At 67.0% G+C, this 15,547-nt stretch carries 12 protein-coding genes; 8 read left to right on the forward strand and 4 right to left on the reverse strand.

Annotation, left to right across the window (positions count from 1 at the left end; all coding sequences use genetic code 11):
* The first annotated feature begins 30 nt into the window (after nucleotides 1-30).
* Entirely contained in the window at nucleotides 31-300 is a 270-nt protein-coding gene (gene rpsT, locus ACTOWK_RS01995; RefSeq protein WP_031371909.1) for a 30S ribosomal protein S20, read from the forward strand.
* Between the two features lie 298 nt (nucleotides 301-598).
* Here rpsT and cgtA read toward each other — a convergent pair whose 3' ends face one another.
* The 3 genes from cgtA to rplU form a co-directional block, all read right to left on the reverse strand.
* Complete coding sequence (gene cgtA, locus ACTOWK_RS02000; RefSeq protein WP_441328522.1) at nucleotides 599-1,666, reverse strand: Obg family GTPase CgtA; 1,068 nt, start codon at nucleotides 1,664-1,666, stop codon at nucleotides 599-601.
* A 187-nt stretch (nucleotides 1,667-1,853) separates the two neighbouring features.
* Nucleotides 1,854-2,114, reverse strand: coding sequence for a 50S ribosomal protein L27 (gene rpmA, locus ACTOWK_RS02005; protein ID WP_031371911.1), 261 nt, complete (start codon nucleotides 2,112-2,114; stop codon nucleotides 1,854-1,856).
* A 12-nt stretch (nucleotides 2,115-2,126) separates the two neighbouring features.
* A complete protein-coding gene (gene rplU, locus ACTOWK_RS02010) occupies nucleotides 2,127-2,447 on the reverse strand; it encodes a 50S ribosomal protein L21 (RefSeq protein ID WP_031371912.1) in 321 nt (106 codons plus the stop codon).
* A 360-nt stretch (nucleotides 2,448-2,807) separates the two neighbouring features.
* Between rplU and ACTOWK_RS02015 the strand changes: the two genes are divergently transcribed.
* The 5 genes from ACTOWK_RS02015 (at nucleotide 2,808) to ACTOWK_RS02035 (ending at nucleotide 12,312) form a co-directional block, all read left to right on the forward strand.
* A complete protein-coding gene (locus ACTOWK_RS02015) occupies nucleotides 2,808-4,274 on the forward strand; it encodes an OmpA family protein (RefSeq protein WP_441328523.1) in 1,467 nt (488 codons plus the stop codon).
* A 967-nt stretch (nucleotides 4,275-5,241) separates the two neighbouring features.
* Nucleotides 5,242-7,317, forward strand: coding sequence for a S8 family serine peptidase (locus ACTOWK_RS02020; protein WP_441328524.1), 2,076 nt, complete (start codon nucleotides 5,242-5,244; stop codon nucleotides 7,315-7,317).
* 278 nt (nucleotides 7,318-7,595) lie between these two features.
* A complete protein-coding gene (locus ACTOWK_RS02025; protein ID WP_441328525.1) occupies nucleotides 7,596-8,543 on the forward strand; it encodes an OmpA family protein in 948 nt (315 codons plus the stop codon).
* Nucleotides 8,544-8,821: 278 nt separating this feature from the next.
* Entirely contained in the window at nucleotides 8,822-11,743 is a 2,922-nt protein-coding gene (uvrA, locus tag ACTOWK_RS02030; RefSeq protein WP_441328526.1) for an excinuclease ABC subunit UvrA, read from the forward strand.
* Nucleotides 11,744-11,901: 158 nt separating this feature from the next.
* Complete coding sequence (locus ACTOWK_RS02035; protein ID WP_441328660.1) at nucleotides 11,902-12,312, forward strand: acyl-CoA thioesterase; 411 nt, start codon at nucleotides 11,902-11,904, stop codon at nucleotides 12,310-12,312.
* A gap of 229 nt (nucleotides 12,313-12,541) precedes the next feature.
* Here the strand turns inward: ACTOWK_RS02035 and ACTOWK_RS02040 are convergent, their stop codons facing one another.
* Nucleotides 12,542-13,072: a copper chaperone PCu(A)C gene (locus ACTOWK_RS02040; RefSeq protein WP_441328527.1), complete on the reverse strand. Its 531-nt coding sequence runs from the start codon at nucleotides 13,070-13,072 to the stop codon at nucleotides 12,542-12,544.
* On the opposite strand from ACTOWK_RS02040, the gene ACTOWK_RS02045 reads away from it, so the two are divergent.
* Both ACTOWK_RS02045 and ACTOWK_RS02050 read left to right on the forward strand, forming a co-directional pair.
* Nucleotides 13,071-14,654 (forward strand): DUF4139 domain-containing protein, encoded by a 1,584-nt coding sequence (locus ACTOWK_RS02045; RefSeq protein ID WP_441328528.1) that lies wholly within the window; start codon nucleotides 13,071-13,073, stop codon nucleotides 14,652-14,654. The two genes, ACTOWK_RS02040 and ACTOWK_RS02045, sit on opposite strands and share 2 nt — an antisense overlap.
* A complete protein-coding gene (locus ACTOWK_RS02050) occupies nucleotides 14,651-15,409 on the forward strand; it encodes an enoyl-CoA hydratase/isomerase family protein (protein ID WP_441328529.1) in 759 nt (252 codons plus the stop codon). The genes ACTOWK_RS02045 and ACTOWK_RS02050 overlap by 4 nt, the downstream gene beginning before the upstream one ends.
* The last annotated feature ends 138 nt before the right edge of the window (nucleotides 15,410-15,547 follow it).

The following is a 15,547-nucleotide window of genomic DNA, read 5'->3' on the forward strand; positions in this document are numbered from 1 at the left end:
CTTTTCACCAAATATTCCAGGAATCCACTCGTGGCAAACATCAAGTCCGCCAAGAAGCGCGCCAAGCAGACTGTCGTGCGTAACGCCCGTAACGCCAGCCAGCGTTCGATGCTGCGTACCGCCGTCAAGAAGGTGCTGAAGGCCCTCGGCGAGAACGACGCCGCCAGTGCCAAGTCCGCGTTCGACGTCGCTCAGCCGATCCTCGACCGTTTCAGTGCCCGTGGCCTGATTCACAAGAACAAAGCTGCCCGTCACAAGAGCCGCCTGTCGGCCCGCATCAAGGCACTGGCAGCCGCCTGATACGTCGCTCGCGACGTGACGCAAAAGCCCGGCTTCGGCCGGGCTTTTTCGTTTTGCGGCCGATGCTGCGACAGACCGCCCGGCCAAGCCGGCGATGGAGTGCTTCGCGCTGCACACCGCACGCATCATCGGCGCCGCCGGTGAAGCGAGCTTGAAGTCGCGCATGCGCACGGCGACGCTCGCGCTCGAACGCGTCGAGTTCAGAGTCTGCGCAGCACCGAAGACCGCGCCCACGGCAAAGCCGCGACGCATCGCGCGCCGCAGCCTGTAGTCATTCGGTTTCCGACGAGCCCGCGGCTCAGGGCACATGGTCGCCGGCAGCGCTCGCGGCTTCCAGGGCATCGGCGCGCTGACGGTCGAAGAACGCCATCACGTCGCGCATGATCGGCCAGGTGCCTTCGCGGCCGATCGCCGAGACCAGATACCAGCGGTCCTTCCAGCCCAGCTCGTCGATGACCGCCTGCGCCGCGGCCTGCTGCTCTTCTTCGAGCAACAGGTCGGCCTTGTTGAGCACCAGCCAACGCGGCTTATCGAGCAATTCGGGATCGTGCTTGCGCAACTCGTTTTCGATCGCGCGCACCTGCTCGGCCGGGGTCACGCCCTCGACACCGCCCTCCATCGGCGCGACGTCGACCAGATGCAGCAACAAGCGCGTGCGCTGCAGGTGACGCAGGAACTGCGCACCCAGGCCGGCACCGTCGGCCGCGCCTTCGATCAGGCCCGGGATGTCGGCGATCACGAAGCTGCGGTGCGCCTCGACGCTGACCACGCCGAGGTTCGGGTACAAGGTGGTGAACGGATAGTCCGCGACCTTCGGCGTCGCCGCCGAAACCGCGCGGATCAGGGTGCTCTTGCCGGCGTTCGGGAAGCCGAGCAGGCCGACGTCGGCCAGCAGCTTCAGTTCCAGCTTGAGCTCGCGCTCCTCGCCCGGCAGACCCGGCAGGGCCTTGCGCGGGGTGCGGTTGATCGAGCTCTTGAAATGCATGTTGCCCAGGCCGCCCTTGCCGCCGTGGGCCACCAGCAGACGGTCGCCGTGCGCGACCAGGTCGCCGATGATCTCGTCGGTCTCGACATTGGTGACCACGGTCCCGACCGGCACCACGATGACCAGATCCTCGCCGCCCTTGCCGTAGGCCTGCCGCCCCATGCCGTTCTCGCCGCGCTGGGCGCGGAACTGCTTTTGGTGGCGGAAATCGACCAGCGTATTGACGTTCTCGTTGGCCACCAGCCACACGCTGCCGCCAGCGCCGCCGTCGCCACCGTCCGGCCCGCCGAGCGGGATGAACTTCTCGCGACGGAAGCCGATGCAGCCGTTGCCCCCGTTGCCGGCGATGACTTTGATTTCTGCTTCGTCTACGAGTTTCATGGGGGCCGGGAATAGGAAATGGGGATTCGGGAATCGTAAAAAACAACGGCTAGACGCCAAGGATTGTAACGGCAGCGGAAGCATCGGGTTTTCGCTTCTGCGAATCCCGAATCCCCACCGCCAAATCCCGGCTTACAAACGAAAAACCCCGCCGAAGCGGGGCTCCTCGCAGTACGTCGCGCCGGAATTACTCGGCGGCGACGACACTGACGGTGCGACGCTTCTTCAGGCCCTTGGTCGAGAACTCGACCTTGCCGTCGACCAGCGCGAACAACGTGTGGTCGCGACCGAGGCCGACGCCGGCGCCCGGATGGAACTGGGTGCCGCGCTGACGCACGATGATGTTGCCGGCTTCGATGGCCTGACCGCCGTAGATCTTCACGCCCAAGTACTTCGGGTTGGAGTCGCGGCCGTTGCGGGTGGAACCTACGCCCTTTTTATGTGCCATGGCGGCTTCTCCTTACTTGTTGTCGCCACCGGCAATGCCGGTGATCTCGATTTCGGTGTAGTGCTGACGGTGGCCCATCTGCTTGCGATGGTGCTTACGACGGCGGAACTTGACGATGCGCACCTTGTCGGCGCGGCCGTGGCCGACGACCTTGGCGGTGACGCTGGCGCCCTTGAGCGCGTCGCCGAGCGTGACGCCTTCGCCGTTGCCGAGCATCAGCACGGTGTCGAACTTGATTTCGCTGCCGGCTTCGACGTCGAGCAATTCGACGCGGAGCTTTTCGCCTTGCATCACGCGGTATTGCTTACCGCCGGTGACGAGAACTGCGTACATGACCAGGATTCCTCTGTAGTTATTTTGGTCGCTGCCGCGCCCAAGCGGGCGGACAGAAGCGGAATTGTAGCGGGGCCAAGGGCTTAGGGTCAAATCGCCCCGGCTTTTCCCGAGCTCCGCCCCGCCTGCACCGGGCCGCCATGGCCTGTCGCCCACTCGAATGTGCCTTCTAGTGTGCTTTCAATGTGCCTTCTTGAACAATCCTGCCCGTTCGTAGCCGTACGGATGCCGTCCGTCCGCCAGGCCATGGCCCGACGCAAAAAAAGCCGACCCGACTATGCAAATCCTGGCGGGAACGTGATAAATCGGCGGTGCGCGTCAGCTTTCGTGATGCGCATCACATTATCCACGGGAAGCACTATGCGCATCGACCTGTTAGACAACCTCATCAGCGACGTCTCCGGCCGCTTCGGCCTGAGTACCGACAAGGCCCGCCAGCTGGTCGGCGTCCTGATCGCCCTGATCTTCGACGAGAAACGCGGCGGCTTCGCCGGCTTCGTCCGCTTGTTCGAGCAAAAGGGCCTGGGGCGTCTGATCCAGTCCTGGGTCGGCACCGGCCCGAACGAATCGATCAGCGCCTCGCAGGTCGACCATATCTTCGGCGCACCGCTGCTCGGCGCGATCGCCGGCAAGCTCGGCGCCCCGGTCTCGGCCACGGCCGGCGCCATCGGCGGCCTGCTGCCGAACCTGATCAACGGGCTGACCGAGGGCGGCAAGGAACCGACCGGCATTCCCGAAACCCTGAAGTCCTGGGTAGCCGGCATCGCCGACTGGCTCGGCGACCTCGGCCGCTTCGGCTGGGGCGCACTGGCGGCCGGCGCCGCTGCGGTGGGCGGTGCGGTAGCCGGCGGCGCGCGTGCGGTCGGCCAGGCCGCCGACGCGACCGTCGACGCCGCGGCCTATGCCGCCAAGAAAACCGGCAGCGGTCTCGGCAAGATCCTGCCCTGGCTGCTGCTCGGCGCGCTGCTGATCGGCGCCTTCCTGCTGTTCAAGGGCTGCAGGAAGGACGAGGCCGCAGTGGTCGCGCCCAACACCGACAGCTCGGTCTCCTCGACCACGCCGATGATGCCGCCCGCGGCGCAAGCCAACCCGCGTTTCAGCTTCGAGAACGTCGACGGCAAGGCGACGGTCAGCGGCCAGGTGGCCAGCGATGCCGAGAAGTCCAAGTTGCTCGACGCGATCAAGGCCACTTTCGGCGCGGACAACGTTAATGGCGACATCAGCGTCGATGCCGCGACCGCCCCGGCCGGCTGGATGGACAAGCTGATCGCCCTGCTGCCGGACCTGAAGGCGCGCGGCGTCAAGCTCGGCTTCGACGGCGACAAGATCGCCATCGACACCTCGGCGCTGCCGGAAGCGGAACGTTTCGCCCTGTCGCAGAAGCTGCGCAGCGGTTTCGGCGGCTTCGAGATCAGCGGCCTGTGGGACAAGGCCATGGCGGCGTTGTCCTCGCTCAAGGCCGGCTTCAGCGCCGACGATCTGATCAAGGCGCTGAACCTGTCGGGCATCAACTTCGACACCGGTTCGGCCACGATCACCCGCGACAGCTACGAGACGCTCAGCAAGGCGGCTGAAGCGATCAAAGCCGCTCCGGCCGGCACCCGCATCGAAGTCGGCGGCCACACCGACAACACCGGCGACGCCGCGGCGAACCTGCAGCTCTCGCTGGATCGCGCCAACGCCGTCACCGCGAAGTTGGTCGAACTCGGCGTGTCGGGCGAGCAACTGGTCGGCAAGGGCTATGGCCAGGACAAGCCGATCGCCGACAACGCCAGCGAAGAAGGCAAGGCGCAGAACCGCCGCATGGAATTCACCGTACTCAAGTAAACGGCGAACCATCGGGATCGACACAAAGGGCGCCTCGGCGCCCTTTGTGTTTACTCAGGCGCCTCGGCGCCGTTTTGTGTTTACTCAGGCGCCTCGGCGCCGTTTGTTTGCTTAGGCACTTCGACGCCGTTTGTTTCCAACGAATCGACCCATCGCGATGTTGCGCGCTCGCAACATCGCGACGCCCCGCATCGATCGCCGCTTTCGCAACACGCATCTCTTCCGCACATCGCGCATTCACGTCGAAACTTCGCGCCGCGCCTTCGCCGCGCGTCGCACGCCGGCCGAAGAACAGTGTAGGCGATCAAGAAAAAACCCGGCCTCGCGACGCAAAGAGACCGACACAGTTCACAGTTCCGAAAGAAAATTTGCTTGAAGCGAAAATCCGCGCGTTGCCGCGCGCACTCGCATCGAACGCAAAAAAACCCTTGATTTTCCACACCGGCGAATCGCCGTCGCGACCGCGCCGTGCGCGCGCATCCGCGCCGTCTGTGAGCCCAGTCGCATTCATGCAGTCATGCCGGCGCAAACGACACTTGCACGCACCCACCGGCCTCAATTAGCTTCGATCTCGAGCGACACGTTGGGGTCGCGCGACAAGGAACAGCACTTCGTAGCGCAGCCTCTGCGACGCAGACGCGCCACGATGATGCCGTCGCGTTGAATTCCAGTATCCCGTGCATGTCGTTCGCAGTCGTCCGCCATACCGGTTTTCAGCGCTGGGGCTTCGCTCCTGCGCAGCAGACGCATTCACCCACCCACTCACGCCGCCTTGCGCGCGTGCAGGCAGACGAATGCGTCTTCGCCAGCAATTCCGCAGCCCGGCGCGCTCCTGGATGGACGCCGGCCCGGCTGCCCCAAGGAAGTACCTCGGAGGAGGCGGTACCGCCTCCGCGGACCAAGGCCCGACGCTCGACAGGGGATGCGAAGGGGATCATGCGCAACGAAAGGATCAAGGATGTTTGTCATGACTCGTAAAGAACGTTCATTGAAATGGACCGCACTGGCTATCGCGACCGCCGTACTCGTCGCTCCGGCTGCCTATTCGGGCAGCAAGCTGCAGACGTTCTCGAAGTTGCAGGGACCGAAAGCGACGACTTCGGCCAAGGCGGTGAAGAAAGCCGCCGCTCAGACCTACGACCGCTTCATCGTCACCCGCGCGCCCGGCGCGAACGCCAAGCTCAGCGCTGCCGCGGTCGATAAGCAGTACGCCACCGCCGCGAGCAAGCTCGGCATCGGCATCGCGCCGATGCGCACTCTGGCCACCGGCGCCAGCCTGATCCGCACCGACACCAAGCTCAATACCGCTGCAGTGAAGGAACTGGCGATCGAGCTGATGAAGGACCCGAGCGTGATCGCGGTCGAACCCGATCTGCTCAAGCAAAAGGCGATGGTCCCGAACGACCCGGGCTACGCGCAGCAGTGGCACTACAAGAACGGCCCGGGCGGCATCAACCTCGAACCGGCCTGGGACATCACCGACGGCGACGGCATCGTGGTCGCGGTGCTCGACACCGGCATCACCCCGCACACCGATCTCGACGCCAACATCCTGCCGGGCTACGACTTCATCATCGACCAGGAAGTCAGCGTCGATGGCGACGGCCGCGACGCCAACCCGAACGATCCGGGCGACTGGCACGCCGGCGAGTGCAACATCTTCGGCATTCCGGAAGACAGCAGCTGGCACGGCACCCACGTCGCCGGCACCATCGCCGCGGCCACCAACAACGCCAGCGGCGTCGCCGGCGTAGCGCACGGCGCCAAGGTCCAGCCGGTGCGCGTGCTCGGCAAGTGCGGCGGCTACACCTCCGACATCATCGATGCGGTGACCTGGGCCTCGGGCGGCAGCGTCGCCGGCGTGCCGGACAACGCGACCCCGGCCGAAGTCATCAACCTCAGCCTCGGCGGCAGCGGCGCCTGCAGCGTGGCCGAACAGACCGCGTTCGACGCGGCGCGCGCACGCGGCACCACCGTCGTCATCGCCGCCGGCAACTCGGGCGGCGATGTGGCCAACTTCTCGCCCGCCAACTGCGACAACGTCATCGCCGTGTCCGCGGTCGGCCCGACCGGCACCATGGCCAGCTATTCCAACTTCGGCCCGAAGATCGACGTCGCCGCACCGGGCGGTTCCGGCGCGCAGCCGGCGGCCGACAACATCCTGTCGACGCTCAACCTCGGCCTGCAGGCCCAGGAAGGCCCGGGCTACGCCTGGATGGCCGGCACCTCGATGGCGGCGCCGCACGTCGCCGGCGTGGTCGCGCTGATGCAGTCCGCGGCGGCCACGCCGAAGACTCCGGCCGAGATCGAGAAGATCCTGGTCAACACCGCCCATGTCGGCGGTCTGCCGGGCGGCTGCAGCTGGGCCAATCCCTGCGGTTCGGGCATCGTCGACGCGCGTCTCGCGGTCGCCGTGGCCAACGGCAGCGAGCCGCTGCCGCCGGACCCGCAGGCTCCGGAACCCGAGCCGCCGATCGAGCTGGAAAACGGCATCACCGTGACCAACATCGAAGTCGCGGCCAACGGCGTGATCAAGTACCAGTTGCTGGTGCCGAACGGCGCGTCGAACCTGTTGTTCGCCATGTACGGCGGTACCGGCGATTCGGACATCTACGTCAAGTACGGCGCAGAACCGACCAATACCTCCTACGACTGCCGTCCGTTCACCGCGAGCAACAACGAGACCTGCTTCTTCCCGACCCCGAAGGGCGGCGTGTGGTACGTCAACGTCAAGGGCTATCGCGCCTCGGCGGGCATGTCGCTGTACCCGAGCTTCGTCGACGCCAATTGGCCGCGTCGGGTCGAGGCCAAGGCCAGCGCGCTGCCGAACCACCGCACCTCGGTCAACCTGTCGTGGGAGAAGGGCAAGAAGAACATCGACATCTACCGCAACGGCGCGATCCTCAAGACCGTGCGCAACACCGGCGCCAACACCGATACCTTCCGCATCATCGGCAGCGGCACCATGAGCTACAAGCTGTGCAACAACCAGACTCAGGAATGCGCGGATCCGGTGGAGATCCAGTACAACTCCAGCAAGTAATCGCCAAGTAGGCAATCGCGAAGGGCCCGGAATGCTGGGCCCTTCGTTTTTTGCGGACACCGATCCGCCGATACGCCCGATCGCCGGTCGCGAAAGCCGCGGCGTCGCGACCGGGAACCCGCATCGGCAAATGCACTCCATCCGTTTCGATGCGCTCCATCCGTTTCCCGGATGAAGCGACGCACCCTCGCTGATCGTCCGGCCGCATCCGGCACGCTCCAGCCATCGCTCAAGCGCTCCATACTCACGAATCCCGGTTCCAGAACAGCGGAGATTTCATGCGCCATCTTCCATCCGCCCCACACCGCAACCGCCCGGCTCTCGCTGATGGCGCTCTCGCCAATAGCGCCCTCGCCCATGCCGGCCTCGCGCGCAGCGGTTTGCTGCTCGCCGTGCTGATCGTCGGCGTGGCGGGCTGCAACAACGCCGCCGCACCGGCCGAAGACAGCACGGCGGCGGCGACACCGGCGCCGGTCGCCGCGCCGGTGGTGCGCTTCGACGCCAAGCTCAGCCTGGTCAACAACAACGGGGCGATCCGTTACGACGGCACCGTCGACAGCGAAGCCACCCGCAAGGCGCTGAGCACCGCCCTGACCCAGGCCTACATGGGCCAGATCAGCGGCAACCTCAGCGTCGACAAAGCCTCCAAACCGGCCCCCTGGCAGGACAAGCTGCCGCAGTTCGCCGCCGCACTGACCATGCCGGGCGTCGCGGTGAGCTTCCAGGGCACCCGCATCGAACTCAGCGGCCAAGCCTCCGACGCCGACCGCGTGACCCTGCTCGAAAAAGCCAAGACGCTGTTCCCGGGCTACAACTACGGCGGCCTGTTCGAAGGCGTCGGCGGCGCGGCCGCGTCCTCGGCTGCCGCGGCGCAGGCCCTGGCCGCGCTCGAACCCGGCAAGGCCGGCAGCGCCGAGATCGCCAAGGCCCTGAACCTGATGAACCTGCACTTCGACGAAGGCAGCGCGCGGATCGCGCCGGCCAGCCTCGACATCCTCAGCCGCGCCGCCAAGGCCCTCCAGGCCGGCCCCAAGGACGCGCGCTTCGAGATCGTCGGGCCCGGCGGCGGCGCCGGCCAGCCGGCCGACAACGAGGCCCTGTCGCGCCAGCGCGCCGAGGCGGTCAAGGTCCAGCTGATCGTCGCCGGCGCCAATCCGGGCGCGCTCGACACCCGCGGCGAACCCGGCACGGCGGCGACGCCGTTGCGCTTCAATCCGCTGAAATGATCGGCCGGCCGGGCTCGCCCGGCCACGGCCCGACAAGCTGAACCCGTCAGACGGGGGCCGACGGCCCCCGTCGTGTTTGCGCACTCCGCCCGCGCGCGCGGCGATGCGCCCCGGCCCGGGTCGCCGCGACCGCCGATGAACCCCAGGCCCCACGGGCCTCGCGCGGCCTGCCCGAAGACTTCCGTTTTCCGGATTTGCCCCCACCTAGCCCACTCGATACGCTCCTCTGTTCGCCGTCGCGTTTCGCGCCGGCAGCCCTCCCCCCTTGCAGGCACCCGATGGCGCTGGACTACATCCGCATCCGCGGCGCGCGGACGCACAACCTCAAGAACATCGATCTCGATCTGCCGCGCGACAAGCTGATCGTGATCACCGGCTTGTCCGGTTCCGGTAAATCCTCCCTGGCCTTCGACACGATCTACGCCGAAGGCCAGCGACGCTACGTCGAATCGCTGTCGGCCTATGCCCGGCAGTTCCTGTCGGTGATGGAAAAGCCCGATGTCGACCACATCGAAGGCCTGTCGCCGGCGATCTCGATCGAGCAGAAATCCACCTCGCACAACCCGCGTTCGACCGTCGGCACGATCACCGAGGTCTACGACTACCTGCGTCTGTTGTACGCACGAGTCGGCGCGCCGCGTTGCCCCGATCACCACTACCCGCTCGAAGCGCAGACGGTCAGCCAGATGGTCGACCAGGCGCTGGCGCTGGACCCCGATCAGCGCTACATGCTGCTCGCGCCGGTGATCCGCGAGCGCAAGGGCGAGCACGCCCAGGTGTTCGAGCAACTGCGCGCGCAGGGCTTCGTGCGCGTGCGCGTCGACGGCGAGCTGTACGAGATCGACGCGGTGCCGCCCCTGGCGCTGCGGGTCAAGCACACGATCGAAGCGGTGGTCGACCGCTTCCGTCCGCGCGACGACATCAAGCAGCGTCTGGCCGAGTCCTTCGAGACCGCGCTCAAGCTCGGCGACGGCATGGCCCAGGTGTATTCGCTGGACAAGGCCGACACCGCACCGTTGCTGTTCTCGTCCAAATACAGCTGCCCGGTCTGCGATTACTCGCTGCCCGAGCTGGAACCGCGCCTGTTCTCGTTCAACTCGCCGGTCGGCGCCTGCCCGACCTGCGACGGCCTCGGCGTCGCGGAATTCTTCGATCCGGGCCGCGTGGTCGTGCACCCGGAGCTGTCGCTCTCGGCCGGCGCAGTGCGCGGCTGGGACCGCCGCAACGCCTACTACTTCCAGTTGATCCAGTCGCTGGCCAAGCACTACAAGTTCAACGTCGACGCGCCCTGGCAGTCGCTGTCGGCGACGGTGCAGAAGGCGGTGCTGTACGGCAGCGGCGACGAGCTGATCAGTTTCACCTACCTCACCGAGAACGGCGGCCGCAGCCAGCGTAAGCATCGCTTCGAAGGCATCGTGCCGAACCTGGAGCGGCGTTATCGCGAGACCGAATCGGCAGCGGTACGCGAGGAGCTGGCCAAGTACATCAGCCAGCGTCCCTGCCCCGACTGCGCCGGCGCCCGCCTCAACCGCGCCGCGCGCAACGTGTTCGTCGCCGAGCGCCCGCTGCCGGACCTGGTGGTGCTGCCGGTCGACGAAGCGCTGCAGTTCTTCAAGACCCTGGAACTGCCGGGCTGGCGCGGCGAGATCGCGGTCAAGATCGTCAAGGAGATCGTCGACCGCCTGCGCTTCCTGGTCGACGTCGGCCTGGATTACCTGACCCTGGAACGCAAGGCCGATTCGCTCTCGGGCGGCGAAGCCCAGCGCATCCGCCTGGCCAGCCAGATCGGCGCCGGCCTGGTCGGCGTGATGTACGTACTCGATGAGCCCTCGATCGGCCTGCACCAGCGCGACAACGAGCGTTTGCTCAGCACCCTGACCCGGCTGCGCGACCTCGGCAACACCGTGATCGTGGTCGAACACGACGAGGATGCGATCCGCCTGGCCGACTACATCGTCGACATCGGCCCCGGCGCCGGCGTGCATGGCGGCGAAGTCGTGGCACAGGGCCAGTTCGCCGACGTGCTGAAGGCGCCGCGTTCGCTGACCGGCCAATACCTCAGCGGCAAGCGCCGGATCGAAATCCCGAAGAACCGCCACAAGCCCAACCCGAAGGCGATGCTGCATCTGCGCGGCGCCACCGGCAACAACCTCAAGGACGTCGATCTCGACATCCCCTCGGGCCTGTTGACCTGCGTCACCGGCGTGTCCGGTTCGGGCAAGTCGACCCTGATCAACGACACCTTGTACGTGCTCGCCGCCAACGAACTCAACGGCGCCTCGCAGACGCCGGCGCCGTATCGTTCGATCGAGAACATGGAGTTGTTCGACAAGGTCGTCGACATCGACCAGTCGCCGATCGGCCGCACCCCGCGTTCGAACCCGGCCACCTACACCGGCCTGTTCACGCCGCTGCGCGAGCTGTTCGCGCAGGTGCCGGAAGCGCGCGCGCGCGGCTATTCGCCGGGCCGCTTCAGCTTCAACGTGCGTGGCGGACGCTGCGAGGCCTGCCAGGGCGACGGCCTGATCAAGGTCGAGATGCACTTCCTGCCCGACGTCTACGTGCCCTGCGACGTCTGCCACGGCAAGCGCTACAACCGCGAGACCCTGGAAGTCCTGTACAAGGGCTACAACATCAACGACGTGCTGTCGATGACGGTCGAAGCGGCGCTGAACCTGTTCGAGGCGGTGCCGACCATCGCGCGCAAACTGGAAACGCTGATGGACGTCGGCCTGAGCTATATCAAGCTCGGCCAGAGCGCGACCACCTTGTCGGGCGGCGAGGCGCAGCGGGTCAAGTTGTCGAAGGAACTGTCGCGGCGCGACACCGGGCGCACCCTGTACATCCTCGACGAGCCGACCACCGGCCTGCACTTCCACGACATCGAGCATCTGCTGGTGGTCCTGCACCGCCTGCGCGACGACGGCAACACCGTGGTGGTGATCGAACACAACCTCGACGTGATCAAGACCGCGGACTGGGTCATCGATCTGGGACCGGAAGGCGGCCATCGCGGCGGCACCATTCTCGCGACCGGTACGCCGGAGCAGATCGCCGCGCTGCCGCATTCGCATACCGGCCACTTCCTCGCCCCCCTGCTCGGTACGCCGAAGGCAGAGACGGCGAAGAAGAAGCCGACTGCGAAAAAGACCGCCCCCGCTGCGACCGCGTCGCGCGCCAAGAAGAAATCCGCTGCATGACCGATACCCAGCAGCCGCCCGCGGGCGGCAAGAAAGCGGCGCCGCGCAAGCGTGCGCCGCGCAGCCGCAAGGCCGCCACGGCTCCGGCCGCGGACCTCGCGACCGTTGCGAACGACGCCGTCGAGGACGCCGCCCAGCAAGCACAGGCCTCGGTTGCGCTGCCGGCGACGCCGCCGGCCCTGATCCGAGTGCCGCTGTCGGTGCGTTGGCGCGACCTCGACGCCTTCAATCACGTCAACAACTCGAAGTTCCTCAGCTATCTGGAGGAAGCGCGCCTGCGCTGGATGGTGACCCTGCCCGGCCGCGGCATGGACGAGCATGTCGCCCCGGTGGTCGCGGCGGCGCATCTCAACTATCGCCGTCCGATCGAATGGCCGAACGAGCTCGATGTCGAACTGTTCGTCGAACGCCTCGGCAACACCAGCCTCAGCATCGGCCACCGCATCATCGGCGCCACCGACACCTCGGCGGTGTATTGCGACGGCAACGTCGTGCTGGTGTGGATCCACCGCGAAACCGGCCAGCCCGCAGCCTTGCCGGAGCCGGTGCGCGCAGCCTGCACGGCTTGACGATTATCCGATCGTCGTTTGCAGCGACGGCCATTGCGCCGTCGCCTTCAGTGAGCTTCAGGGTAGGAGCGGCGCAAGCCGCGACCAACCGAAGCGACGTACGCAAGCGCAGCCGCCGAAGCTCGGAAGTCTCGGGCTACTTTATCGAGCTGCCCAACGGCTTCGGATGGACAAGTGGTATCTCACCTCTGCGGTTGGTCGCGGCTCGCGCCGCTCCTACCCCCTTGAGTCAGGGCGCGGCCTTGCGCACTTCGAACTCGCCGAACAGCGAGCCGCCGTCCTTCAGCCCGAACTCGACCGCGACGCGGCTGCCTTCCTTGAGCGGTTTGTGCGGCTGCATCAGCATAAGATGTAGGCCGCCCGGCTTGAGCTGCGCTGAACCGTCCGGGGCGATGCGCAATTCGGGCACCGCGCGCATCTTGCTGACGCCGTCGACGATGCGGGTCTCGTGCAGCGATACATCGGCGAACGCCGCGCTCTTCGCTGAAACGATAGTCACCGGCACCGAGCAGCGGTTCTCGATGCGGCCGAAGCCGGCCATCATCGGCATCTGCATCGGCGGCATCCGTACCCAGCCCTCGCGCACCTGCGCGGCGCAAGCCTTGCCCGCGGGCGCCTTGGCCTGCTGCGCGGCGCGGCCCTGCGCGCCGGCCTGAAATACCGACGCCGCGGCCAGCATGGCGGCGAGCGTCAACCCCGTTCGGATGCCAGATACGTTCATCGGCCTATGATACCTCCCGCCTGTGGAGGAGTTGACCATGAAGGAGTTGACGATGAAGCATCCGCTCAGCCTGCTCGCCCTGGCCTGTTCATTGGCCGCCTGTTCCGGCGCACCGACCGACGGCACCGACCAACGTTCGGCCGGCCCCGCCGCAGGGCCCGAGGCTCCTGCCGAAGCCCCCGCCAGCGATGCGCCCGGCGGCGAAAGCCGGCTCACCGTCTACAGCGGCGACTACGAGGCGCTGGCCAACGCGCGCGCGCCCAATGTCGGCATGCCCGGCTATGCGCTGGTCGAACGTCCCCTGCGCTACACCCTCAAGAGCGGCCGCAATGCCCTGTCGAGCAAGTCCCTGCCGCCGTCGATGGACACCGAGGCCGCGGTGCTGCAGCCGCGCAGCAACGGCATCGCGATCGTCGGGCAGCGCTACATCGCCCCGGTCTCGGGCGCGCAGAACGTGGTCGGCGTGGCGATCGGCCGCAAGGTCACGGTCGAACACACCGCCGGCGGCGCCAAGCAGACCGACAGCGGCATGCTGTTGTCGGCCGGCGACGGCCTGACCCTGGCGCTCGACGACGGCCGCATCAAGGTGATCCGCAACTACGACAGCTTCAGCCTGGTCGACAACGACAACCTGCTGCCGCGGCAGTCGGCCCTGCAGTGGACGGTCAACGCCGACAAGGCCGGCGACGCCGATTTCGTGCTGTCCTATCCGATGGGCGGCATGGCCTGGCGCGCCGAATACCTCGCCACCTTGACCCCGGGCCAGGGCTGCAAGCTCGCGCTCGATGGTGCCGCGCTGGTGGCCAATCGTTCCGGCTCGGGTTTCAACCAGGCCCGCTTGAGCCTGGTCGCCGGCGAACCCAATCGCACTCGCCGCGAGGAAGTCGGCATCATGGGCGGCCATGCCGAACGCTTCGCCGCGGCGCCGATCGCCCAGGCCGCCGACGCTGAGATGCCGGTCGAACGCGCCGCCGGCGAGTACCACGCCTACGACCTGCCGCAGCCGGTCACGCTCGGCAACGGCAGCACCGAACGCATCGCTCTGTTCCCGCGCAACGGCGCGGTCGCCTGCGAACGCATCTACGCGATCGAAGCCGGCGACAACGACTGGCGCCCGCCGACGCCGTTGATCGATCCGAACTTCCAGGGCCAAACCGGCGACGTGCCGGTGATGTCCAAGGTCGAGTTCAAGAACGACAAGGCCGCCGGCCTCGGCCTGCCGTTGCCGGCCGGGCGCGTGCGCGCCTTCGACGGCAAGGATTTCCTCGGCGAATCGCAACTCGCGCACACGCCGCAGGGCGCCGAGATCCGCTTGCAGCTCGGCAAGGTCTTCGACCTCAGCAGCACCCGCGAAGCGAGCGGTTTCCAGCTCGACCGTACCGGACGCACCATCACCGAATCGTTCGCGGTGACGATCAAGAACGCAAAGAAGCACGAGGCCACGGTTCGGGTGATCGAACCCTTGCCGCGCTGGACCGATTGGGAGATCGTGTCGTCCAGCCTGCCGTCGAAGAAGAAGGACGCGCGCCACGCCCAGTTCGAAGTGGCGGTGCCCGCCGGCGGCGAAACCAAGCTGACCTACACCGTGCGCTATCGCTGGCCCCAGGACGTCAAACCATGAGCTTCGTAGAAACCCAGACCCACGGCGACATCGTCGAAATCCGCCTGGCGCGCGCGCCGGTCAACGCGCTCAACCCGCAGTTGTGCAACGACACGCGCGAGGCGATCGAGCAGGCCGTGCACCACGGCGCCCATGGCATCGTCCTCAGCGGCGGGCCGAAGGTCTTCTCGGCCGGCCTCGACGTGCCCTATCTGCTTTCGCTCGGCGACCAGCGCGACCATTTGCTGCTGGCGTGGCAGGCCTTCTTCGGCCTCGCCCGCTCGCTGGCCTCCGCGCCGGTGCCGGTGGTCGCAGCCCTCGCCGGCCATGCGCCGGCCGGCGGTTGCGTGCTCGCGCTGTGCTGCGACTACCGGATCATGGCCTCGGGCCCGTACCGGATCGGCCTCAACGAAACCCAGGTCGGCCTGGTCGCGCCCGAAGGCATCCAGCGCCTGATGCGGCGCGTGGTCGGCGCTTACCGCGCCGAACGCCTGCTGGTCGGCGGCGAGATGGTCGACGCCGACACCGCCGTGCGGATCGGGCTCGTCGATGAGCTGGTCGAGATCGAGAACGTCGCTCAGCGTGGCCGGGTCTGGCTGGAGCAATTGCTGAGCCTGCCGCGCAGCGCGATGCTGCACACTCGCCAGCTCGCCCGCGCCGACCTGGTCGAAGCCCTGCGTCCGGAGCACATCGAGCTCGATCGTTTCGTCGACGCCTGGTATTCGCCGGATACGCAGGCCGCGTTGAAGGCGCTGGTGGCGAAGCTGGGCAAGTAAGGCCCTCGCGCTTGTGTATCGGCACATCCGCGGCTTGCGCCGTTGCGGATAATTTCGCGGTCGCGGCTCGCGCCGCTCCTACCCTTTGATTCGTCTTTAGGGGGAGGAGCGGCGCAAGCCGCGACCGCGTAGCGAACC

This window comes from Lysobacter sp. CA196 (genome assembly GCF_052078695.1).
GTDB lineage: Bacteria > Pseudomonadota > Gammaproteobacteria > Xanthomonadales > Xanthomonadaceae > Lysobacter.